This window comes from Acinetobacter amyesii (assembly GCF_002018365.1).
Classification (GTDB): Bacteria; Pseudomonadota; Gammaproteobacteria; order Pseudomonadales; family Moraxellaceae; genus Acinetobacter; species Acinetobacter amyesii.
The window spans coordinates 301,396-325,926 of sequence record NZ_MVKX01000002.1 but is presented as its reverse complement, the minus strand read 5'-3'; the positions used below and the strand labels follow the sequence as shown (position 1 = coordinate 325,926).

Sequence of the window (24,531 nt, the reverse complement as noted above, 5' to 3'; positions counted from 1 at the left end):
ACCATGAGTTCAGAAGATCAAGCTGCTTCTCAAACAGAACAAACCATAGAAAAAGCTTATGATTCCTCTAGCATCAAAGTATTACGTGGTCTAGACGCTGTACGTAAGCGTCCGGGCATGTATATTGGTGATACTGACGATGGTACTGGCCTACACCACATGGTGTTTGAAGTTGTCGATAACTCAATTGATGAAGCGTTGGCAGGTCATTGTGACGAAATTCAAGTCACCATTCATGAAGATGAATCTGTAAGCGTATCGGATAACGGCCGTGGTATTCCTACCGACATTCACCCAGAAGAAGGTGTTTCTGCAGCAGAAGTGATTTTGACGATTCTGCATGCGGGCGGTAAATTTGACGATAACAGCTATAAAGTTTCAGGCGGTCTACACGGTGTAGGTGTATCCGTGGTGAATGCGCTTTCAAGCAAGCTCGAATTAACCATTCATCGTGCGGGTCAAATCCACCAGCAAGAATATAAACACGGTGATTCCGTGTATCCATTAAAAGTGGTGGGTGAGACAGATCGTACAGGTACACGTGTACGTTTCTGGCCAAGTGCTGAAACCTTCAGTCAAACGATTTTTAATGTCGATATTTTGGCACGTCGTTTACGTGAATTATCGTTCCTGAATGCAGGTGTGCGGATTGTGCTACGTGATGAACGTATCAATTTAGAGCATGTATACGACTACGAAGGTGGTTTGTCTGAGTTTGTAAAATATATCAACCAAGGCAAAACCCATCTGAACGAGATCTTCCACTTTACTACTCAAGCCGATAATGGCATTGGTGTAGAAGTTGCATTGCAGTGGAACGATTCTTATCAGGAAAATGTACGTTGCTTTACCAACAACATTCCACAAAAAGATGGCGGTACGCATTTAGCGGGTTTCCGTGCTGCATTAACCCGTGGCTTAAACAGCTACATGGAAAGCGAAAACTTACTCAAAAAAGAGAAAGTGGCGGTTTCTGGTGATGATGCACGTGAAGGTTTAACTGCGATTGTTTCGGTGAAAGTGCCTGATCCAAAATTCTCTTCGCAAACCAAAGAAAAATTGGTGTCGAGCGAAGTGAAAACTGCGGTTGAGCAAGCGATGAATAAATCATTTGCTGAATATCTTTTAGAGAATCCACAAGCTGCTAAATCGATTGCAGGCAAAATTATTGATGCAGCACGTGCGCGTGATGCAGCGCGTAAAGCACGTGAAATGACTCGTCGTAAGAGTGCGCTTGATATTGCAGGCCTGCCAGGTAAATTGGCCGATTGTCAGGAAAAAGATCCTGCATTGTCTGAACTTTACTTAGTCGAAGGTGACTCTGCGGGCGGTTCAGCAAAACAGGGCCGTAACCGTAAGATGCAAGCGATTTTGCCGCTGAAAGGTAAAATCCTCAACGTGGAACGTGCACGTTTTGACAAGATGATTTCTTCACAAGAAGTGGGAACACTGATTACTGCTTTGGGTTGTGGTATTGGCCGTGAGGAATATAACCCAGATAAACTGCGTTATCACAAAATCATCATCATGACCGATGCCGACGTTGATGGTTCGCACATTCGTACGCTACTGTTGACCTTCTTCTTCCGTCAAATGCCAGAACTTGTGGAACGTGGATATATTTATATTGCACAGCCACCGTTGTATAAGCTGAAAAAAGGCAAGCAAGAACAGTACATCAAAGATAATGATGCGCTTGAGACGTACCTGATTTCAAATGCAATTGATGAGCTTGAATTACACATCAGTGCAGAAGCACCTGCCATTCGTGGTGAGGCTTTAGCGGGTGTGATTGCGGATTATCAAACCTCTCAAAAGAGCTTGCATCGTCTGACTGTACGTTATCCTGCAAGTGTGTTGGATGGTTTATTGGCAGTAGAAGGCTTTAAGTTAGATCAAGCAAATAACCAAGACTATGTGCAGACTTGGGGTGAGCAACTACGTGCCAATATTGAGAAAACTCAACCAAGCCTACGTCCTGAATTAAGCTTAGAAACTTTTGAGCATGAAGATACTGAAGGCAATAAGTCAGCGACCTATTTCCCGCGTATTACCATCTATGTTCATAATTTACCGCACCAATACTTGTTAGATTCAGGTCTATTGGGTTCAGGTGAATATGCGCGTTTACTCAAAAATTCGAAGAGTTGGTTCACATTATTGGAAGAAGGTGCTTACCTACAAAAAGGCGAGCGCAAAATTCCAGTGAGTAGCTTCCATCAGGTTTGGCAAAACATCCTACAAGACTCACGCCGTGGCATGATGATTCAGCGCTATAAAGGTTTGGGTGAGATGAATGCTGAGCAGCTTTGGGAAACCACGATGGATCCTGAGAACCGTAACATGCTGCAAGTAACGGTACAGGATGCGATTGAAGCTGATCGTATGTTCTCTTGCTTGATGGGTGATGATGTGGAACCACGTCGTGCTTTCATTGAAGAAAATGCGTTAAATGCGGATATCGATGCCTAAATTCTGATTACAGAATCATCAAAAAAGCACTCTTCGGAGTGCTTTTTTTTGTGCTATCTTAAATGAAATTGAATATTAAATCGCCAATTTGTGTTTTGTAAAATTGACTTATTCTGATGCTAAGCTCAAATCAAATTGAACTTAGCAGCTAAAAATAAGAGGTCTATATATGATGGACAATCAACTTGAACACATTCGTGACATCTGGGTAAATGCATTTTTTACCGGAAATTATACTGTTTTAGCCGAATACGAAGATGAGCACTTTAAGGTGGTTTATGAGCAAGACGGGCGTGTCGAAAGTAATTATGTCCGCTATGAACGTATTGCACATGCAGTGAAGAATGGGGTTTGGAAACCACAAAAACCAGACGTAGAATTTGAAGAATATGAGTTTAATCGTGACCAAACTGAGTGCAAAATTTTAATTGGTTTAGCCGAAACACAGCAGCAAATACAGGAAATCTGGCATTTTGATCAGACTTGGAAAATACAAGAATTACGCTTTTTAAAGGCAAAAAAAGCCCATCCTTCTGCCTTATCTTAAACATTAAAAAGTTTAAATTGATGTAGTCAGTGGAGATAAAATGCATCCATGTTACAAATGTGGATAAGTTTTGTGAATTTTCACATTTAATAGTGTTCAACATCAAAGTCATTTATAATTGTGGATAATATCATTTAAAAATATTTATCCACAAAAAAAGTGGTTCGATATTTTGAATTTAAAAAATAAAAATGAATTTAAAGCCAAGATTTGAATTTAAAAATGACTTTTGTGGATAACTATAGCAATGATTTTGATGTGAAGCATATTTTTGAATTCATTTGCAAAAGTAGGATAAAAGCTATCGCTGAATTTTTAGTTTCTTTCCGAATAGAAATGCCTTAACGATGCAATAACCAGTTGGCTAGGAACATTCGATTTTTTGAATATTTTTTAGATTTATAGTGTGATTACTATTGTGAAGTATAAATAAAAAATCGCCGTGGAACATTTAAATTTCACGGCGATTGATTTTTTGAGCTTAAGTTAGGTTTTCTTAATAATGCAAATCTAGGGCTTTGCTTTTTAAATTAAGCCTCAAAACTACTTTCCATTTCTTCTAATTCCATCATTAATTCAAGCATTTGCTCTTCGATAGATTCAAGTTTGGCTTTTAATTCTGTTTGCTCATTCATCAGTTTGAGTAAGTCATCTTTACGACCGGCTCCATATAAAGCACTGTCTGCTAATAATTCCTCGATTTCGTTTAAGCGTGGTTGAATTTTGCTGATTTGCGCTTCATTTTTTTCAATGTTTTTACGAATCGGGCGGGTCAATTCACGTTGACGTGCAGCTTCTTTACGTTGCGCTTCTTTATCGACTTTGGAAATCGTTGGTTTAGTTTCAACTTGAGATTTGATGGGAGTCGGGGCTTGTTGGCTATTTTTCATCATGTCAATCCGTGCTTGACGCAGCCAATCGGCATAAGCCACGAGGTCGCCATCAAATTCGCGACATTTCCCATGATGTACTAACAATAATTCGTCGCAAACGCTGGCAATCAATTGACGTTCATGCGAAACCAAAACCACAGCGCCTTCAAAATCTTGTAATGCCATAGTTAGGGCATGACGCATATCAAGGTCTAAATGGTTGGTCGGTTCATCTAGAATTAAAACATTGGGACGTTGCCAAACAATCAAAGCCAAAGCCAATCTTGCTCGTTCACCGCCTGAAAAGCCTTCACTTGGTGTATCCATGCGTTCGCCACTAAAACCAAAGCTGCCTAAGAATGAACGTAATGCCGCTTCACTGATTTTTTTGTCAGCGATTCGAGATAATTGCAACATAGGGCTGGCATTGCCATCTAGAGCATCCATTTGATGCTGTGCAAAATAGCCAATATTCAACAGTTCTGAGGCTTTGCGCGTCCCTTGTAATAAGGGAAGGTCACCAACCAAGGATTTAATTAAGGTTGATTTACCCGCACCATTCATTCCCAGTAAACCAATGCGACTGTTTGGGGTAATCTGTAAATTCACATTGGTGGCAATCAGTTTGTCACCATAGCCAATATCGACATGTTCCATTTGTAACAGCGGCGAGCTCATTTTGGTTGGCTCACGGAAACTAAAGGTAAATGGCGTATCGACATGCGCGGCAGAAAGTTCCTGCATACGTTCTAATTGTTTAATACGGCTTTGAGCCTGCTTAGCTTTAGTCGCTTTGGCTTTAAAACGGTCAATAAATTTTTGGAGATGCGCACGGGTTTCGAGTTGTTTTTCATAGGCTTGTTGTTGTTGTGCCAAGCGCTCAGAACGGGTGCGTTCAAAGGTTGAATAGTTACCGGTGTAAAGCGTCAGCTCTTGATTTTCAATATGTAAAATATGATCAGTCACCGCATCTAAGAAATCACGGTCATGTGAAATTAAGATCAGTGTGCCTTCATAAGCTTTTAACCAATCTTCTAACCACAAAATCGCATCTAAGTCTAAGTGGTTGGTTGGTTCATCGAGTAATAATAGGTCTGAACGGCTCATTAGGGTACGCGCAAGATTTAAACGCATACGCCAACCACCAGAAAAGCTTGAAACATTGAGCTGCGACTGATGTTCAAAGAAACCCAGACCAGCCATCAGCTGTGAGGCTTTGGATGGAGCTGTATAGCCATGGATTTCATCAAATCGGCCATATAAGTGTGCCAATGCTTCATTGTCTAATTGTTCTGGATGTTCAAGTTTATGTTGTATATCCCAATATTCTTCATCGCCTGATAGAACGAAATCAATCGCTTTCATATCTAGAGCTTTGATTTCTTGCGCCATATGCGCGACAGTCCATACCGCAGGACGAGTTAATGAACCACCATCAGATTCCATTCCACCTAAAAGCGCAGAAAAAAGAGTGGATTTACCCGCACCATTTACACCGGTTAAGCCGATTTTCCAGCCTGGATGCAATTGCATAGATGCTTTTTGAAATAAAACACGCCCACCGCGACGAATGGAAAGTTGGTCTAACTGAATCATGGAACTAACTAAACAAGAAGAATGTGGGGCTATTCTAATGGATGGCTTTGCAAAAGAAAAAACAAAGCATCGCAACCATCTGAAAAAATGTGACAGATTCCACGTATTTAGGTATATTGAACGGGCTTTAGTATTAAAAAAATATTTCAAGTTGTTGTTTTAAATGGATTAATAAAACATATTGGGAATATAAGAAATGAGAAAAGGAATTTTAATTTTATCGCTTCTTTCAGGTGTGATGTCTGCACAAAGCTATGCCAATCAGAAGGTTTGTGTGTTCGATTTACTTGGAAAAGCGGGGGAATCTTATAAGCTGATGGAAGAGTGGTCTCTGGCCAGTAAGGCATGGGGAGCACAAGTTCAACTGATTTCATATCAAGATGAATCCAAAGTCGATAAAGATTTTAAAGAAGGGAAATGTGACGCATTTTATATGACCTCGATGCGGGCACGTGCGTATAACAAATTTGCCGGTTCGATTGATGCCATTGGCGGTGTACCGAACAATACCATCGCGCAAAAAGCCATTACCTATGTCTTAGATAAACGGAACAGTAAACGACTGATTACTAATCTAGGCAAAGACAGCTATGAAGTGGCCGGGATCGGGCAAATTGGTTCAGCCTATATTTTTGTCCGTGATCGCAATATCAATAATTTAGAAAAAGCTGAAGGTAAAAAATTTGCCATTTTGCATTATGACTATGCGCAAAAAGTGATGGTCGACCGTGTCGGCGCGGTGCCAGTCATGTCGGAAATTTCCAATTTTATTCGCAAGTTTAATCAGGCTGAAGTTGAAATTGTGGCTGCGCCGGCTTATGCCTTTAAGCCACTCGAAATTTCAAAAGGCTTAGGCACTACTGGGGCGATGGTGAATTTTCCTGTGGTGAATGTCACGGCAGACCTGATTATTCGTAACAATAAATTCCCAGAAGGTTTTGCTGAACCCTCTAGGCAATGGTTCGTCAAGCAATTACCAAAAAGTTTTGCCATGGTGAAACGTATGGAAGCTGAAATTCCTGCCAAATATAAGATGAAACTCAGCAAAGATGATCAGTTGAAATATCAGAAAATATTGCGTGAAGGACGGATGGATTTAACCAAACAAGGGATCTATGACTCCACCATGATGACGGTACTAAAAAAAGCCCGTTGTACGATTGAGCGAACCAATTTTGAGTGTTCAGTGGCGGGTGAATAAGCTTTTTTCTGTGTTTCTTTGTAAATTTTGATGCAATCGCTGTAAATGTAAAAAGCCATTTTTGCAAATATAAGATGATGATTATATTTATAATTTAACTTTGAATAAAAAGTGATATGCATCACAGAAAAACAGAATATGCCAAAATGACATAAATAAATGGAGTAAATGCTCTATTTTTTTTAATTTAACTTGCTTAATATCGGCGTTGTGTAAGGACACCTCTGAACCATAAAAAGATTTGAAAGGAAAATAGAATGAAAAAAACGCTCCTATCATTGGCTACATTTGCTGCAATTGGCTTTGCTGGTTCAGCTCAGGCAGCAAAAGTAGATATCTGTGTATTTGACTTACTGGGTAAGTCAGGCGAGTCATATCAAATGGCTCAGGAATGGGCGCTTGCAGCAAAAGGCTGGGGTGCTGAAATTAACTTAATTCCGCGTCAAGATGAAGCTGTAGCCGACAATGACTTTAAAGCAGGTAAATGTGACGGCGTATTTATGACGGCGATGCGTGCTCGTCAATACAACAAATTTGCAGGCTCTATTGATGCGCTGGGTGGCGCACCGAGTAATGCGATTGCACAACGTGCGATTACCTTTGCATTAGACCAACGTAATGCTGCAAAAATGGTCAGCAATCTAGGTGGTAAGAAATACGAAGTGGCGGGTATTGCCCCATTGGGTTCAGCATTCATCTTTGTCAAAGACAAGAAAATTGATTCAATTGAAAAAGCGGCAGGTAAAAAGTTTGCGGTATTAGGCTATGACGAAGCACAAAAAATCATGGTGCAACGTGTTGGCGCTCAAGCTGTGATTTCAGATGTATCTAACTTTGTGGCGAAGTTTAATAATGGTCAGGTGGATATGGTGGGTGCGCCTGCATATGCCTACAAACCATTAGAGATCTATAAAGGTTTAGGTACCAATGGTGCGATGTTTAACTTCCCAGTTCTACAAGTGACTGCGGACTTTATTATTCGTCCTGATCAGTTCCCTGAAGGCTTTGGTCAAAAATCTCGTGATTGGTTTGTGAAACACTTACCGAAGAGTATCGCGATGATTAACCGTCTAGAAGCGGGTATTCCTGCGAAATATAAACTTAACCTAAGTGCAGAAGATAAAACCAAATATCAAAAATTACTGCGTGAAGGTCGTATGGATATGACGAAACGTGGCATTTATGATGCAGGCATGATGTCTGTATTGAAAAAGGCACGTTGTTCTGTCGATAAAGCCAATTTTGAATGTTCACTTGGCGGCGAATAAGCTGATATTTAAAGAAAAAAGTCTGGATTTATCCAGGCTTTTTTTTGCAAATTTACAGGTCATTCTCGCCATTGAGTCAGCAAAATATTCAGGTAATCTAAATTCAAATCGAGGGCTGTGAGTCAATTGAATCGAACTCGGCATGACCCAAAATTCAAAAAATGGTTAAAAACAAAAACAGTAAAAAACAAGGAAAGTCAGTATGAAACAATGGACAAAGGCATTGAGCGTTGCTGCTGCATTAATGGCGGTGAATGGCGTAGCTCAAGCGAAGCAAGTGGTGTGTGTATTTGATTTGGTTGGTAAAAATGGTGATGTTTTTACCCTGATGAAAGATTATCAATTGGCAGCAAAAAACTGGGGCGCAGACATTGAGCTCCGCGTCGGTCAAAATGAAGCAGTGATTGCGGAAGACTTTAAAGCGGGGAAATGTGATGGGATCAGTGTCACCGGTATGCGTGGCCGCCAATTCAACAATTTTACCGGTTCTTTAGATGCGATTGGTGCAATTCCAGATTTAAAATTGGCCGTGAAAATTATGCAAGGCCTTGCGAGTCCAACGTTTGCTAAGAGCATGGTCAATAGTAAATATGAAGTAGCAGGTGTGATACCTGTTGGTGATGCTTACCTTTTGGTGAATGATCGTAGTATCAATACTGTCGCTAAAGCGGCAGGTAAAAAAATTGCGGTGCTTGATTATGATGAAGCGCAGAAAATTATGGTGCAGCAGGTCGGGGCCCAAGCGGTCAGTGCCGATGTAACCAATTTCGGCGCTAAATTTAACAATGGTCAGGTGGATATTATTGGTGCACCTGCTGCGGTGTTCAAACCATTAGAATTACATAAAGGTTTAGGCAGCAAAGGCGCAATCGTCAATTATCCAATTTTACAAGTGACGGGAAATATCATTATTCGTCCAGATAAATTCCCAGCGGGGTATGGGCAAAAATCACGTGATTGGGTCAAAACACAATTACCGCGTGCATTCACGATTTTAGGCAAAATGAAGTCAGAAATTCCAGCCAAATATTGGATGGATGTTCCAACGGCAGACAAAGCTGGTTATCAAAAAATGATGCGTGAAGCGCGTATTGATTTGACTAAACGTGGTATCTACGACAAGCGAATGATGAAATTATTATGGCAATTCCGTTGTAAACAAGACCCGAAAAACTTCGAATGTGCATTACAGGAAGAAAACTATAAATAAGTTTTAAATGAATCTTGAGAAAAATACTCTGATTTAACTTTAAACTGTGAAGACTGACCATATATTGAGTATGTTATACTTGAAATATGGTCTTTTCTTTTTAAAGACACCCCAATGACTCAGAGGAATCCATCATGAATGCTCAAGCACTTGTGCTGACTGACAATGCTGCCAATAAAGTACGCCAATTGCGTGACAGTGAAGGTAATCAAGACCTCATGTTACGTGTATATGTGACTGGTGGTGGTTGTTCAGGTTTCTCATATGGATTTAATTTTGCAGAAAGCCAAAACGAAGATGATGCTGAATTTATCAATGAAGACGTGAAAATGTTGGTGGATTCACTTAGTTATCAATATTTAGTTGGTTCAACAGTCGATTATATTGAAGGTCTTGAAGGTTCTCGTTTTGTGGTACAAAACCCGAATGCGACAACCACGTGTGGATGTGGATCTTCATTCTCGATCTAATTACGATGATGAATTGAGCCATAAAAAAGCCCTCATTTTGAGGGCTTTTTTAATGTTTAAAATCGATATTAGGCTTCAAATTTAAGCGCTTCTAACAGATCTAAAATCACTGTAGTCACGTCTTGACTCAATTGATAATTATTAAAAATTTCATAAGCTGTAATGGTGACATCGGTATCACTCGGCAGCAGGCGTTGTTCTTCTTCGATGAGGTCACGGATCGGTAAAAGGGTTTGTTTGACTTGTAAATGCAAGACATCTTTAAACTCAAGATTTTCGTCTTCGAGTTCGATGAGTTGCTCATTAAAAAATGGTAAAAGTACCGCATGGAGATAAGGTTGAATTTCGGTAATATCAAAAAGTTCAATATCACGGGTTTGTTCAATCGTGCTGATGTGGTCATTCACTTCAATTAAGATATGGTAGTAACTCACATTGCTCTCCACGGAAGATGTCATTGATATAAGGGAATTATTGCATATCAACAATAACATGAAATGCTGATTTTTGTTGGTGAATCCTGCAATATCCTTATAAATTGTATGGTTTTTTATGCTCAGGGCACACTAGCGATAATACAGTAAGCTTTGGTCTGCTGGCATCAGTTTAAAGTTTTCTAATTGTTGCGCGCCCAAGATTGGGTACATTAATGCAGCAGGGTCATTGTGGTGAGATAAGCCGAGAGCATGTCCGAGTTCGTGGGCAAGGGTGAGGCGTAAATCATCTTCGGCATCAAATTGATAAATCTGAATCTGATCCCCCATAAAGACACCTTTATGAAACTCTCGTGCAGGAAAGCGCTGACTGGCTTGTATCACGCCTGCATTATATTGATCGATTTGCTGGTTATAGCTTGAGACTTGTTGATTAAATTGATCATTTTGCTGATTAAATCGATCTATTTCTTGGTCTAATTGCATCGCTTGTGCTTTGACTTGTGCAAGTTTTCTTTCAACGCGTTGCATATTGGGGCCTTGCGCATGCTCGATTCGGCTCCAACTCATACGTTCTTGCGACAGCTGTACTATTTCCGCACGGATCATGGCTTGTTTTGATCGCAGCTGTTGCTCATTCATCTCCAGACCTTTTCTCGAATTTGCTAAGTTCTCGGCATATAAATCATTACGGGCTTTATCTGCGGCTAAGGTCTTTTGGACTTGCTTATAGGCATTGTATTGTTCTTGGCGGTCATCATAAATTAGATGGATCGCCAGTTGTGCATCCGGGTCATAGATAAATAACGGTTTGAGCGTCCCTTTATGCCATATCTCTGCGGCCTCTTGGCTAAGTTGTATGACTTGTTGTTGGCTTAATCCAAAACGTGGGTCGACATCAGCAACTCGATAACGCAAACGGGTATCGAGAGGGTGTAAAAGTCGATCTGAAATTGAATTAAATTTCAGTTGAGGATGCTGCTTGGTTTGAAAGATCCACCAAGTACTCAAAAAGATGACAACAATAATTAAAATCAAACGCATAGCGTCGCAAAACTTGATTATTTTGCATTAATTTAACTGAAATTTAGCGCTATGGAAATCGAAGTTTAGATTGATAGTGAGTCGCGAAGAATGTGGCTGTTTGAAAGTTAGCGTCTTATTTGAATATCGCCTGATGCAGAAAAATCATCTGCAAAAAAAAACCGCGCTTTCGCGCGGTCTTTTTTTTATTCACTCTTTCGAGTTAACTCAAAACGACAAATTATTTTTTGTCATCTTTAACTTCAGTGAACTCAGCATCTACAACGCCGTCATCTGCTTTTTGAGCTTGACCTTCAGCGCCTTGGAAAGCGTTAGGATCAAAACCTTCAGCACCGCCTTGACCTTGTGCAGCTTCATAAGCACGTTGAGTGATCGGCATGATGATGTTTTGAAGTGCTTCAGTTTTCGCTTTGATTTCTTCTACGTCATTTTCTTTCGTAGCCGCTTCAAGCTCAGTTGATGCAGTTTCAATTGCAGTTTTTTCGTCAGCAGTGACTTGCTCGCCAAGATCTTTCACTGCTTTTTGAGCAGAAGATATCAACGCGTCAGCTTCGTTACGTGCTTTCGCTAATTCTTCAAATTTACGGTCTTCTTCAGCATTCGCTTCAGCATCTTTGATCATCGCTTCAATTTCAGCATCGCTCAAACCTGAGTTTGCTTTAATTTGAATTGATTGCTCTTTACCAGTGCTCTTGTCTTTCGCAGATACTTTCAAGATACCATCAGCGTTGATGTCGAAAGATACTTCAATTTGTGGCACACCACGTGGAGCAGGTGGGATATCGCCTAATTGGAAGTTACCCAACAATTTGTTTTGCTGCGCCATTTTACGTTCACCTTGGAACACAGAAATGTCTACAGCAGGTTGGTTGTCAGCAGCAGTTGAGAACACTTGAGATTTCTTCGCAGGAATCGTGGTGTTTTTCTCAATGATTGCTGTTAACACGCCGCCCATTGTTTCGATACCAAGTGTAAGCGGAGTTACGTCAAGAAGAAGTACGTCAGTTTTGTCACCTGAAAGTACCGCACCTTGAATTGCAGCACCCATCGCTACAGCTTCGTCAGGGTTCACGTCTTTACGTGGCTCACGACCGAAGAAGTCTTGTACTTTTTGTTGTACAAGTGGCATACGAGACTGACCACCCACCAAGATCACGTCAGAGATGTCAGAAGTCGAAAGACCCGCATCTTTAAGCGCAATACGGCAAGGCTCAATAGTACGTTCAACTAAGTCAGCAACTAAACCTTCAAGTTTTGCACGAGTTACGTTGATCACTAAGTGTTTAGGACCAGTCGCATCTGCAGTGATGTATGGAAGGTTGATTTCAGTTGCATTCGAAGAAGAAAGCTCGATTTTTGCTTTTTCAGCAGCTTCTTTTAAACGTTGAAGAGCAAGAGGATCTTGTTTCAAGTTTACGCTTTGTTCTTTCTTGAATTCTTCTACAAGGAATTCAATTAACGCGTTATCGAAGTCTTCACCACCAAGGAAAGTATCACCGTTTGTAGATAACACTTCGATTTGTTGGTCGCCATCAAGGTCAGCGATTTCAATGATTGATACGTCGAAAGTACCACCACCCAAGTCGTAAACCGCAACTTTACGGTCGCCTTCTTTTTTGTCCATACCGAACGCAAGAGCCGCAGCAGTTGGTTCGTTGATGATACGTTTAACTTCTAAACCAGCAATTTTACCAGCATCTTTAGTCGCTTGACGCTGAGCATCATTGAAGTAAGCAGGAACAGTAATAACCGCTTCAGTTACTGTTTCACCAAGGTAGTCTTCAGCTGTTTTCTTCATCTTTTTCAAGATTTCAGCAGAGATTTGTTGTGGTGCAAGTTTCTTGTCGTTTACGTCAACCCAAGCATCGCCATTGTCAGCTTTGATGATTTTGTAAGGTACAAGACCGATATCTTTTTGCACAGCTTGGTCTTGGTACTTACGACCGATCAAACGTTTGATTGCAAATAATGTGTTTTTAGGGTTAGTCACTGCTTGACGTTTAGCAGATTGACCGACAAGGATCTCGCCATCTTTATACGCAATAATAGATGGAGTTGTACGAGCGCCTTCAGCGTTGTCGATTACTTTTACTTTGTCGCCTTCAAGTACTGCTACGCAAGAGTTTGTAGTACCTAAGTCAATACCAATGATTTTCGCCATTTGGATGTTTCCTCTAAAATTCTTTTATTCCCAAACTCTTCCCTTTCTCAAAGGGAAATAAAAAGGGATTTACTTGTTATCCGATATGAGAGCCAATCAAAAATTTTCAAGTAATATTGGTTAAAATTTTTAATTCGTCTCAGAAAATTTGGGTTTATGCACCAACCATAACCATAGCTGGACGTAATAGACGACCGTTTAAGCTATAGCCTTTTTGCAATACTGTCCCGATTTCATTCGATTTGGCATTTGGATCGATGCCCACAGCTTGGTGAAGATCTGCATTGAAACCATTTGCAGTATCCACAGCAACCACACCAAATTTTTCTAAAGTGCTGAGCAATGATTTCAGTGTAAGTTCTACACCTTCAGATAAACCTGATTTTTCATCACCTGCCGCAGCGATGGCACGTTCAAGGTTATCAACTGAATCAAGCAATTGTTTTGCGAATTTTTCCAGCACAGTGTCTTTATGCTTTTCAGATTCGCGTTGAATGCGCTCTACACTTTTTTGCGCTTCATATACGGCATTTGCAGTACGTGCTTTTTCAAGTTTTAAGCTTTCTTCTAAATTGGTGATTTGTGCTTGTAAATCTTCAACTGAAACTTCAGCTTGCTCGTTTTCAGCTTGAGTTTGCTGTTCTGCTTGCTCTTGTTGAAGATCTTGAGCGTCTTGGTTTTGCTCAGTCGCCATTGATTTACTCCGTTTAAATGGGTTCTTAAACATGTTCAGTCCTTATAGCTGTGCGTTCAAACGACATCGATGCGTAACTGCCATGCGTTTTGAATTCATGATTAATAGAAGAAATCGGGGCAGGGGATAAAAATTCAAGCGAAGTCAGCGATTAAATGCAGTTTTTTATTCAAAAAAATGGTTTTTCAGCCAAATATCGACTGCAAAATTAAATTCTATGAAAATATAAATTATTGATTTGAATGTATAATCATATTTTGATCGGATTTATAGATTTTCATCATAAATTTTAACGGTTTCTCATTGTGCCTGAAAATTTGCATAATTTATCTATCGGAAGTGACCATATCCACTGGAGAGAGGGATATGGTGACTACCTCTAGATTTTAGAAACACTTTTCCATGCTGATTTCCCAAGAATCAGCATTTTTTTTTGCCTCAAAAATATTGGTTAATATTTATACATAAAAACTCTTAGTATCAGTTTTATTAAATATTTCACAAAAAATGATCAGCACAGTATTCTTTATTTCAGATTCTATCGCTGTAGTTTCCGAATTTATTTTGAATGTGTTTTTCATGGCCTGCTTCTCTCATAAGCAGGCTTTTTTTTGCATGAAATTTATAAAAACAGCAACTTAAGTAACTGAGTTGCAAGTTTTGTTGGACTTTATTGTATTCAAAAGCTGAGATCACGCTTTATTTAGAATCATTTATATTTATTTTATTAATAAAAAACAAAGCACTTGAGTTAAATAAATGATGTAAAGCCTCAAAATGAATGAAAACTGCCTGATTAATAAAACGTTTCATAAGCTGTACCGTGCCTCGTACAAAGTACAACTCAGAAGGTGGGAACTTCACAGAATTATTTTCCATTATGACTCGGGCAAAGTTGAGCTTTGCTTTTAATGATTCAATGAAGGAAATAATGAAGATGAAAAAAATTGGTTTATTCGCTGTCGCAGTTTTAGGTTTTGGTTTAGCTGCGGTAGGTTGTACTTCTCAAGAAACTGTAGAATCTCCGGAAACCGCACAAGTAACGTCTGCAACTGAAGCATCTGTTACGACAGAACAATCAGGTGCTGTGGTTCAAGCAGATCCATCAGCTCAAGGTGCTGAAGTTCAATCTGCGCCTGCACCACAACCTACAGTTCAGCAATAATATTGTTTAATGCTCTCTGACCTGTAACAACAGGCAGTCAAGAATAGACAGAAGATAGGATGCCTCTTCTGTCTATTTTCTTTTCTATTGCTTTTTTTACCTTTTCGATTTTTAGTGAGCGAAAAAAAAGCCCATCATGTAGATGAGCTTTTTACTTCTAACCGATCTGCAAAAAACATCAATTAACGGCGATTTTCCCATGCGCGACGACGTTCTTCAGCCGCTTTACGTTGTTGATCTGATGCCTTTCTTAAATCTTGAATATTTTTTTTGCGCTCTTGCTCAGTTTGTTTTCTACGATCTTGGCTGGCTTTACGGCGCTGTTCTTCTAAACGCTGACGCTCTTTGCTGACTTTTTGACGATCTTGTTCAGCACGTTTACGACGTTCCGCTTCAGAGTTTTTACGCTGTTGTTCTAGACGTTGACGTTCGAGTTCGTTTTTACGACGATCCCACTCTTGTTGATTTTTACGATTCTGTTCCCAGTTACGCTGGTCAAGTTGCTGCTTTCTACGTTCAAGCTCTAAACGATTACGTTGTTGTTGCTGACGTTCCCATGTACGGCGGTCTTGTTCATAACGACTGTCGTAACGGCGATCATAACGATTGTCATAGCGTCGATCATTATTATCATAACGGTGGTCATAACGTTGATCATAACGTCCATCGTAGTAACCATCTTCAGGGAATGCTACGCAGCCTACAGCCAAAAAAGCAGTCGCAAAAGACAGAAGGATGATCTTTTTAGCCATGGTGAGTATCCTTTATCGAGAATGGGTTAGCATAATCAACCCATAAAACTTGGGTAAATTGTCAATGACAACTCTATAAAAGAAGATTAGCTTAACTAGGTCTGTACTATGTATGTCGATGTTGAGACTTATATGTGAATATGGTCACATTTGACCTAGATCATGTAGAAAGTATGAAGAGCATAATTCGAAGGATAGAGCATGTTTGCATTGAATGAATCACTTAAAAATATGAAAGATAAAGGCCAAGGTACGGCTGCTCGGTTACTTGATCGTCTTCCTAACTTTGCCAAAGAAAGCCTCGCAAAACGTCTCGATTATCCGTTTATTTTTCCAGAATTAGATCCGCTGGTGAAATGCATGATGGCGGCTCAACTCAAGCAAGGTAAGTCAGGCTTTGTGACCGAAGACTATGTGAAGTCTCGTAAATTATTTGATTTACAGATGGAGTCGATCAAGACCAAACCGACCTTTGTGAAACAAGTGCAAGATATACGTCTACCTTTACAAAGTGCAACGCTGTTTGCGCGTCATTATCATCCTGCTCCCAATAAAAAATTACCGATGATCGTGTTCTATCATGGTGGTGGTTTTGTGGTGGGTGGTTTAGACACACATGATGAAGTTTGTCGTTTATTGGCTGTGCATGCCAAAGCACAAGTCTTAAGTATTGATTATCCTTTAACACCAGAGGCCAGCCCAGCTCAATTAATGCAAAGCTGTGAAGATGCCTTGGCTTGGACTTACCAAAATAGTCGTCAGTTTAAAATTCTTAAAAATCGAATTGCGGTGGCAGGTGATAGTGCAGGCGGCAATATTGCTACTGCGGTTGCGCAGCGCAGTGCTCAGAAAGTTTTTGCCCCACAAGCTCAGCTATTAATTTACCCAGTAGTGGATTTCAAGAGTCGCCACCCATCTTTCTATGCGTATAAAGATGGTCTGGTTCTGACTGAAAAAGATATTGATGTCGTAACGGCTCTATATGCGGAACAACATGCAGTGGCCTTGGATGATCCATTAATTTCACCGACCTATGGAAAATTGGCAGGTATTGCACCCGCGTATATCGTGACGGCAGGGCATGACGTTTTACATGACGAAGGTGAAATTTATTCGCATAAACTCCGTCAGCAAGGGGTGAAAGTGTTTTATCAAGAATATACCGATCAAACCCATGGCTTTATCAATTTAACCTCGGTTTCGCACCGAGCTAAAAAATACGTGATCGAGATCAGTACGAAGTTCCGTAAATTTTGGGATAAACGTAGCTAATCATTCCTTTATATAAAGTAAACCCAGTGTTTCACGTGAAACACTGGGTTTTTATTTATTGAGTTATTTATCTTGGATTTTTGCAGCAGGAAATACGAGGCTAAATTCGGGGACATAAAAGCTTTGCAATAATCGTGCTTCGGCAAAATTAGGAAAAATCTCCTGCGTGTTGTGCCATTCTACCTGTTTCAGTTTAGAGAGCCGTCCACGAAACTTCGGTGAAAATTGATAACGCTTACCTTCCCACGCTTGTCTGATTTGTAACATCGCTGCTGGGATATGATGACTATTAATATAGAAAGAACGCTGTGAACGTGATTTTTTTAAACGGATCTGCATCTTTTGTTGTTCAACTTCTATAGTACAGACCACTTCATTGTCATGTTGTTGCCATTCAAACTTTGCCAACTCTTTAGGAATACCCCAGAGTTTTTGACCATGAATGACAGAGATATCTGTCGAAACATAAATCTTAGGAATCGAACTTAACCTTTTCTTACTCCATATAGGGTGATCTAAAATCAGCAATTCGTCATAAGGACCCACAGGCGAATCATGGTATCGGACCAATAACACCTGAACCACACGACCCAGAGGTGATGTCGCTAAACGGAACATCTGCGCTTGTTGGATAAAACTCGGAGAGATCCAATAATTCAAAATAAAAGCATCGCCACGCAGTTGCCAAGGTGGTAAATGTGTCAATGCAGTGTCCGACGGTATTATTTGCGTCATCATTGTTCTCGTTTTAATAATGGCAGAATAATTACTTTTTAATCATCAAAGACTAATATACAGTCAATAACAAGTACGAGATCAACCAGAAGAGTTAGCAAATGTTAAAACAGATTTTATTTACCGCAGCACTTGGCTGTGTGAGCTTAAGCAGTTTTGCTGCCAATACTATTGTCGAAATGAAAACCTCACAAGGCAATATTGAAATTGAACTATTCAATAACAAGGCACCTATCTCAGCTAAAAACTTTGAAAGCTATGCAAAAGAAAAATTTTATAACGGCACGATCTTTCATCGCGTGATTCCTGGATTTATGGTTCAGGGTGGGGGCATGGATGTCAAAATGCAGGAGAAGCCAACAAAAGCGGCTATTAAGAATGAATCGAGTAATGGCTTGAGCAATAAGCGCGGCACATTGGCAATGGCACGGATGAATCATCCTGATTCAGCAAGTAGTCAGTTCTTTATTAATGTTGCAGACAATGACTTTCTCAATAAAAGTGCAATGAATGCGGGATATGCTGTTTTTGGTAAGGTCACTAAAGGTATGGATATCGTCGATAAAATCGTAAAAGTTCCAACTGCGAACTATGGAATGCACCAAAATGTTCCTGTAAACCCAGTGGTTATACAGAGTGTGGTGATTAAATCAGCACCTGTAAAAAACTAAGCACGCAAAATAGGAAAAATATTTTACATGATATTTGTAATAAATATCATGTATTTATGTGAATAAAGTGTGTTTTTTGAACCATAATGGTGCATAAAAATAAAACACTCGTGTTCTTTGTGAGTGAAAAGCACTTGCACGTGTAAGAAATTGCCCTATAATGAGCACCATACCGACGAGATAGACGGAAACGAATGAAACGCGAAGCGTTGAGTTGTTAAGTTTATCGAAGTCCAGCTTCTAGCATTGACGAGATGTTAGAAAGATCATTAAGAGATTATGAAGAACAACTTGTGTGGATTTTTACTGATTGATTGATCGAAATTATTTTCATTGATTAATGGTAGAAATTACTCGAAGTTTATTTGAGCAAATTTTTGTCAGTAATTGATGAGCCAAGATTGGTACACTATATGTACTATTGATTTTAAACTGAAGAGTTTGATCATGGCTCAGATTGAACGCTGGCGGCAGGCTTAACACATGCAAGTCGAGCGGGAATAGGTAGCTTGCTACCGATTTCTAGCGGCGGACGGGTGAGTAATGCTTAGGAATCTGCCTATTAGTGGGGGACAACATTTCGAAAGGGATGCTAATACCGCATACGTCCTACGGGAGAAAGCAGGGGATCTTCGGACCTTGCGCTAATAGATGAGCCTAAGTCGGATTAGCTAGTTGGTGGGGTAAAGGCCTACCAAGGCGACGATCTGTAGCGGGTCTGAGAGGATGATCCGCCACACTGGGACTGAGACACGGCCCAGACTCCTACGGGAGGCAGCAGTGGGGAATATTGGACAATGGGGGGAACCCTGATCCAGCCATGCCGCGTGTGTGAAGAAGGCCTTTTGGTTGTAAAGCACTTTAAGCGAGGAGGAGGCTACTTTAGTTAATACCTAAGGATAGTGGACGTTACTCGCAGAATAAGCACCGGCTAACTCTGTGCCAGCAGCCGCGGTAATACAGAGGGTGCGAGCGTTAATCGGATTTACTGGGCGTAAAGCGTGCGTAGGCGGCTTTTTAAGTCGGATGTGAAATCCCCGAGCTTAACTTGGGAATTGCATTCGATACTGGGAAGCTAGAGTATGGGAGAGGATGGTAGAATTCCAGGTGTAGCGGTGAAATGCGTAGAGATCTGGAGGAATACCGATGGCGAAGGCAGCCATCTGGCCTAATACTGACGCTGAGGCACGAAAGCATGGGGAGCAAACAGGATTAGATACCCTGGTAGTCCATGCCGTAAACGATGTCTACTAGCCGTTGGGGCCTTTGAGGCTTTAGTGGCGCAGCTAACGCGATAAGTAGACCGCCTGGGGAGTACGGTCGCAAGACTAAAACTCAAATGAATTGACGGGGGCCCGCACAAGCGGTGGAGCATGTGGTTTAATTCGATGCAACGCGAAGAACCTTACCTGGTCTTGACATAGTAAGAACTTTCCAGAGATGGATTGGTGCCTTCGGGAACTTACATACAGGTGCTGCATGGCTGTCGTCAGCTCGTGTCGTGAGATGTTGGGTTAAGTCCCGCAACGAGCGCAACCCTTTTCCTTATTTGCCAGCGGGTTAAGCCGGGAACTTTAAGGATACTGCCAGTGACAAACTGGAGGAAGGCGGGGACGACGTCAAGTCATCATGGCCCTTACGACCAGGGCTACACACGTGCTACAATGGTCGGTACAAAGGGTTGCTACTCCGCGAGGAGATGCTAATCTCAAAAAGCCGATCGTAGTCCGGATTGGAGTCTGCAACTCGACTCCATGAAGTCGGAATCGCTAGTAATCGCGGATCAGAATGCCGCGGTGAATACGTTCCCGGGCCTTGTACACACCGCCCGTCACACCATGGGAGTTTGTTGCACCAGAAGTAGGTAGTCTAACCGTAAGGAGGACGCTTACCACGGTGTGGCCGATGACTGGGGTGAAGTCGTAACAAGGTAGCCGTAGGGGAACCTGCGGCTGGATCACCTCCTTAACGAAAGATTGACGATTGGTAAGAATCCACAACAAGTTGTTCTTCATGACGATGTATCTGAGGGTCTGTAGCTCAGTTGGTTAGAGCACACGCTTGATAAGCGTGGGGTCACAAGTTCAAGTCTTGTCAGACCCACCACTACTGACGAAGTACGGAAAATCAGAAACATTGACTTATTGATAAGCTGGGGACTTAGCTTAGTTGGTAGAGCGCCTGCTTTGCACGCAGGAGGTCAGGAGTTCGACTCTCCTAGTCTCCACCATACATCGCAAAGCGATGTATAAAAGACAAGTTAATAAATGAACAGTCAGTTGGCTGTTAGTTTAGTCTTTAAGCGATCAAGTGCTTAGGTTATAGAGCTTAGCAACAAAGTGGCGTATGATTCGCTTCATTGTTATTAAGCTCTGTGATTTATCACAGTTTCCTGACCTGACGAAGGCTGGAAAAATCATTAACAGAATATATTTGAGTTGAAATAATTTGTTCATACTCGTTTGATTTAACCTAACAAGCAATTGTGAAAGTTGAATGAAATGAGTTACTAGCGAAATTAACTGAATCAAGCGTTTTGGTATATGAATCTAATTGAAGCTGTACAGTGATTAAGTTCACGAAGCTCTAAACTGTAATGTTGGTTGATCTACTTGTAGGATCAAACGACTGTTTGGGGTTGTATAGTCAAGTAATTAAGTGCATGTGGTGGATGCCTTGGCAGTCAGAGGCGATGAAAGACGTAATAGCCTGCGATAAGCTCCGGGGAGGCGGCAAATATCCTGTGATCCGGAGATTTCTGAATGGGGGAACCCACCCGCTATAAGGCGGGTATCATAAACTGAATACATAGGTTTATGAGGCGAACGAGGGGAAGTGAAACATCTCAGTACCCTTAGGAAAAGAAATCAATTGAGATTCCCTCAGTAGCGGCGAGCGAACGGGGAAAAGCCCATTAAGTTATCTAAGCTTTAGTGGAACGCTCTGGGAAGTGCGACCATAGTAGGTGATAGTCCTGTACGCGAAAGGGCTTAGATAATGATGTCGAGTAGGGCGAGGCACGTGAAACCTTGTCTGAATATGGGGGGACCATCCTCCAAGGCTAAATACTCCTGACTGACCGATAGTGAACCAGTACCGTGAGGGAAAGGCGAAAAGAACCCCTGTGAGGGGAGTGAAATAGATCCTGAAACCGCATGCATACAAGCAGTGGGAGCATCTTCGTGATGTGACTGCGTACCTTTTGTATAATGGGTCAGCGACTTACATTCAGTAGCAAGGTTAACCGATTAGGGGAGCCGTAGAGAAATCGAGTCTTAATAGGGCGTTTAGTTGCTGGGTGTAGACCCGAAACCGGGTGATCTATCCATGAGCAGGTTGAAGGTTGGGTAACACTAACTGGAGGACCGAACCCACTGTCGTTGAAAAGCCAGGGGATGACTTGTGGATAGGGGTGAAAGGCTAATCAAACTCGGTGATAGCTGGTTCTCCCCGAAAGCTATTTAGGTAGCGCCTCGGACGAATACCATTGGGGGTAGAGCACTGTTTCGGCTAGGGGGTCATCCCGACTTACCAAACCGATGCAAACTCCGAATACCAATGAGTACTATCCGGGAGACAGACTGCGGGTGCTAACGTCCGTAGTCAAGAGGAAAACAATCCAGACCGCCAGCTAAGGCCCCTAAATTATAGTTAAGTGGGAAACGATGTGGGAAGGCATAGACAGCTAGGAGGTTGGCTTAGAAGCAGCCACCCTTTAAAGAAAGCGTAATAGCTCACTAGTCGAGTCGGCCTGCGCGGAAGATGTAACGGGGCTAAAACTATATGCCGAAGCTGCGGATTTGCAATTTATTGCAAGTGGTAGGGGAGCGTTCTGTAAGCCGATGAAGGTGGATTGAGAAGTCTGCTGGAGGTATCAGAAGTGCGAATGCTGACGTGAGTAACGACAAAACGGGTGAAAAACCCGTTCGCTGAAAGACCAAGGGTTCCAGTCCAACGTTAATCGGGGCTGGGTGAGTCGACCCCTAAGGCGAGGCCGAGAGGCGTAGTCGATGGGAAATTGGTTAATATTCCAATACTTCAGTGTAATGCGATGAGAGGACGGAGAAGGTTAAGTCAGCCTGGCGTTGGTTGTCCAGGTGAAAGGAAGTAGGCATGTATCTTAGGCAAATCCGGGGTACTTTATGCTGAGATCTGACAGCAAGCTGTACTTGTACAGTGAAGTGGCTGATACCATACTTCCAGGAAAAGTCTCTAAGCTTCAGTTACACTGGAATCGTACCCGAAACCGACACAGGTGGTCAGGTCGAGTAGACCAAAGCGCTTGAGAGAACTCTGCTGAAGGAACTAGGCAAAATGGTACCGTAACTTCGGGAGAAGGTACGCTGCTTTTGGTGATGGAATTTACTTCCTGAGCTGAGAGCAGCCACAGAAACCAGGCCCCTGCAACTGTTTATTAAAAACATAGCACTCTGCAAACACGAAAGTGGACGTATAGGGTGTGATGCCTGCCCGGTGCTGGAAGGTTAATTGATGGGGTTAGCGTAAGCGAAGCTCTTGATCGAAGCCCCAGTAAACGGCGGCCGTAACTATAACGGTCCTAAGGTAGCGAAATTCCTTGTCGGGTAAGTTCCGACCTGCACGAATGGCATAATGATGGGGGCGCTGTCTCCAGCAGAGGCTCAGTGAAATCGAAATCGCCGTGAAGATGCGGTGTACCCGCGGCTAGACGGAAAGACCCCGTGAACCTTTACTGCAGCTTGACATTGAACTTTGATCTTACTTGTGTAGGATAGGTGGGAGGCTTTGAAACCGAGACGCTAGTTTCGGTGGAGCCAATCTTGAAATACCACCCTGGTAATATTGAGGTTCTAACTCTGTCCCGTTATCCGGGACGAGGACCATGTCTGGTGGGTAGTTTGACTGGGGCGGTCTCCTCCTAAAGAGTAACGGAGGAGTACGAAGGTGCGCTCAGCGTGGTCGGAAATCACGCGTAGAGTATAAAGGCAAAAGCGCGCTTAACTGCGAGACCCACAAGTCGAGCAGGTACGAAAGTAGGTCTTAGTGATCCGGTGGTTCTGTATGGAAGGGCCATCGCTCAACGGATAAAAGGTACTCTGGGGATAACAGGCTGATACCGCCCAAGAGTTCATATCGACGGCGGTGTTTGGCACCTCGATGTCGGCTCATCTCATCCTGGGGCTGAAGCAGGTCCCAAGGGTATGGCTGTTCGCCATTTAAAGAGGTACGCGAGCTGGGTTTAGAACGTCGTGAGACAGTTCGGTCCCTATCTACCGTGGGCGCTGGAAATTTGAGAGGATCTGCTCCTAGTACGAGAGGACCAGAGTGGACGAACCTCTGGTGTACCGGTTGTGACGCCAGTCGCATCGCCGGGTAGCTATGTTCGGAAGGGATAACCGCTGAAAGCATCTAAGCGGGAAGCCTACCTCAAGATAAGATTTCCCTTGGACTTTATGTCCACTAAAGAGCCGTTGAAGACTACGACGTTGATAGGTTGGATGTGGAAGTGCGGTGACGCATGAAGCTGACCAATACTAATTGCTCGTGAGGCTTGACTATACAACACCCAAACAGTTGTATGTAAAGCATCAATTGATTCACATATAATCAATCAAACTTGATTTAGTTGAAAAGCTAGATACAATGAACACCTTAAATTAACTCAAGTACTTCTGTTAATAACTCATTTGGTAGAAAACTTAGCAATACGTAAGACTAAGCAAGTATCCATAACAGTTGTGCTGGCGACAATAGCAAGAGTGAACCACCTGATCCCTTCCCGAACTCAGAAGTGAAACCTCTTAGCGCTGATGGTAGTGTGGGGTTACCCATGTGAGAGTAAGTCATCGCCAGCTCATTATTCGAAACACCCCCTGATATCTCAGGGGGTGTTTTTTTATGTGGAGAAAAGGGAAAGAAACGAGGGCAAGGAGAATGGGGGAGAAAATAAAGAATTCTTCATTCATTTTTATGTGATTTTTAAATTAA

At 41.9% G+C, this 24,531-nt stretch carries 16 protein-coding genes, 2 tRNA genes and 3 rRNA genes; 14 read left to right on the top strand and 7 right to left on the bottom strand.

Annotation, left to right across the window (positions count from 1 at the left end):
• Positions 1-3: 3 nt before the first annotated feature.
• Positions 4-2,472: a DNA topoisomerase (ATP-hydrolyzing) subunit B gene (gyrB, locus tag B1202_RS05165; protein WP_078189505.1), complete on the top strand. Its 2,469-nt coding sequence runs from the start codon at positions 4-6 to the stop codon at positions 2,470-2,472.
• A gap of 169 nt (positions 2,473-2,641) precedes the next feature.
• Positions 2,642-3,019 carry a hypothetical protein gene (locus tag B1202_RS05160; RefSeq protein WP_078189504.1) on the top strand — a complete coding sequence of 126 codons (378 nt, stop codon included), beginning with the start codon at positions 2,642-2,644 and terminating at the stop codon, positions 3,017-3,019.
• Positions 3,020-3,549: 530 nt separating this feature from the next.
• Here B1202_RS05160 and B1202_RS05155 read toward each other — a convergent pair.
• Positions 3,550-5,487, bottom strand: a complete 1,938-nt coding sequence (locus B1202_RS05155; RefSeq protein ID WP_078189503.1) for an ATP-binding cassette domain-containing protein — start codon at positions 5,485-5,487, stop codon at positions 3,550-3,552.
• A gap of 196 nt (positions 5,488-5,683) precedes the next feature.
• Here B1202_RS05155 and B1202_RS05150 point away from each other — a divergent pair, with 196 nt between their 5' ends.
• The 4 genes from B1202_RS05150 (at position 5,684) to erpA (ending at position 9,636) form a co-directional block, all read left to right on the top strand.
• On the top strand, positions 5,684-6,688 hold the full coding sequence (locus tag B1202_RS05150; RefSeq protein WP_078189502.1) for a putative solute-binding protein: 1,005 nt from the start codon (positions 5,684-5,686) through the stop codon (positions 6,686-6,688).
• A gap of 257 nt (positions 6,689-6,945) precedes the next feature.
• Positions 6,946-7,956 carry a putative solute-binding protein gene (locus tag B1202_RS05145; RefSeq protein WP_078189501.1) on the top strand — a complete coding sequence of 337 codons (1,011 nt, stop codon included), beginning with the start codon at positions 6,946-6,948 and terminating at the stop codon, positions 7,954-7,956.
• A gap of 202 nt (positions 7,957-8,158) precedes the next feature.
• Positions 8,159-9,166, top strand: a complete 1,008-nt coding sequence (locus B1202_RS05140; RefSeq protein WP_078189500.1) for a putative solute-binding protein — start codon at positions 8,159-8,161, stop codon at positions 9,164-9,166.
• A 134-nt stretch (positions 9,167-9,300) separates the two neighbouring features.
• Positions 9,301-9,636 carry an iron-sulfur cluster insertion protein ErpA gene (gene erpA / locus B1202_RS05135; RefSeq protein ID WP_078189499.1) on the top strand — a complete coding sequence of 112 codons (336 nt, stop codon included), beginning with the start codon at positions 9,301-9,303 and terminating at the stop codon, positions 9,634-9,636.
• Positions 9,637-9,704: 68 nt separating this feature from the next.
• On the opposite strand, the gene B1202_RS05130 is transcribed toward erpA, so the two are convergent.
• From B1202_RS05130 to grpE, 4 genes are all read right to left on the bottom strand, one after another.
• Positions 9,705-10,082, bottom strand: coding sequence for a hypothetical protein (locus B1202_RS05130; RefSeq protein ID WP_168379524.1), 378 nt, complete (start codon positions 10,080-10,082; stop codon positions 9,705-9,707).
• Positions 10,083-10,202: 120 nt separating this feature from the next.
• A complete protein-coding gene (locus B1202_RS05125) occupies positions 10,203-11,114 on the bottom strand; it encodes a matrixin family metalloprotease (RefSeq protein WP_078189497.1) in 912 nt (303 codons plus the stop codon).
• A gap of 220 nt (positions 11,115-11,334) precedes the next feature.
• Positions 11,335-13,275, bottom strand: coding sequence for a molecular chaperone DnaK (dnaK, locus tag B1202_RS05120; RefSeq protein WP_078189496.1), 1,941 nt, complete (start codon positions 13,273-13,275; stop codon positions 11,335-11,337).
• A gap of 154 nt (positions 13,276-13,429) precedes the next feature.
• Complete coding sequence (gene grpE / locus B1202_RS05115) at positions 13,430-13,969, bottom strand: nucleotide exchange factor GrpE (RefSeq protein WP_078189495.1); 540 nt, start codon at positions 13,967-13,969, stop codon at positions 13,430-13,432.
• 937 nt (positions 13,970-14,906) lie between these two features.
• Here grpE and B1202_RS05110 point away from each other — a divergent pair.
• Positions 14,907-15,134 (top strand): hypothetical protein, encoded by a 228-nt coding sequence (locus B1202_RS05110; protein WP_228144800.1) that lies wholly within the window; start codon positions 14,907-14,909, stop codon positions 15,132-15,134.
• Between the two features lie 182 nt (positions 15,135-15,316).
• On the opposite strand, the gene B1202_RS05105 is transcribed toward B1202_RS05110, so the two are convergent.
• The gene (locus B1202_RS05105; RefSeq protein WP_078189493.1) at positions 15,317-15,886 is read right to left on the bottom strand and encodes a hypothetical protein; all 570 of its coding nucleotides are present in this window, start codon (positions 15,884-15,886) and stop codon (positions 15,317-15,319) included.
• 201 nt (positions 15,887-16,087) lie between these two features.
• Here B1202_RS05105 and B1202_RS05100 point away from each other — a divergent pair, with 201 nt between their 5' ends.
• The gene (locus B1202_RS05100; RefSeq protein ID WP_078189492.1) at positions 16,088-17,158 is read left to right on the top strand and encodes an alpha/beta hydrolase; all 1,071 of its coding nucleotides are present in this window, start codon (positions 16,088-16,090) and stop codon (positions 17,156-17,158) included.
• A 63-nt stretch (positions 17,159-17,221) separates the two neighbouring features.
• Here the strand turns inward: B1202_RS05100 and B1202_RS05095 are convergent, their stop codons facing one another.
• Positions 17,222-17,893: an acetoacetate decarboxylase family protein gene (locus B1202_RS05095; RefSeq protein WP_078189491.1), complete on the bottom strand. Its 672-nt coding sequence runs from the start codon at positions 17,891-17,893 to the stop codon at positions 17,222-17,224.
• Positions 17,894-17,994: 101 nt separating this feature from the next.
• Between B1202_RS05095 and B1202_RS05090 the strand changes: the two genes are divergently transcribed.
• From B1202_RS05090 to rrf, 6 genes are all read left to right on the top strand, one after another.
• Positions 17,995-18,564 (top strand): peptidylprolyl isomerase, encoded by a 570-nt coding sequence (locus B1202_RS05090; RefSeq protein WP_078189490.1) that lies wholly within the window; start codon positions 17,995-17,997, stop codon positions 18,562-18,564.
• A 429-nt stretch (positions 18,565-18,993) separates the two neighbouring features.
• Positions 18,994-20,532 (top strand): 16S ribosomal RNA (locus B1202_RS05085).
• A 61-nt stretch (positions 20,533-20,593) separates the two neighbouring features.
• Positions 20,594-20,670, top strand: a tRNA-Ile gene (locus B1202_RS05080).
• Positions 20,671-20,718: 48 nt separating this feature from the next.
• Positions 20,719-20,794 (top strand) — tRNA-Ala (locus B1202_RS05075).
• A gap of 414 nt (positions 20,795-21,208) precedes the next feature.
• Positions 21,209-24,102: ribosomal RNA gene (locus tag B1202_RS05070) — 23S ribosomal RNA — on the top strand.
• Between the two features lie 181 nt (positions 24,103-24,283).
• A 5S ribosomal RNA gene (gene rrf, locus B1202_RS05065) occupies positions 24,284-24,398 on the top strand.
• Together the 16S, 23S and 5S rRNA genes with 2 tRNA genes alongside form the textbook arrangement of a ribosomal RNA operon.
• Positions 24,399-24,531: the final 133 nt, after the last annotated feature.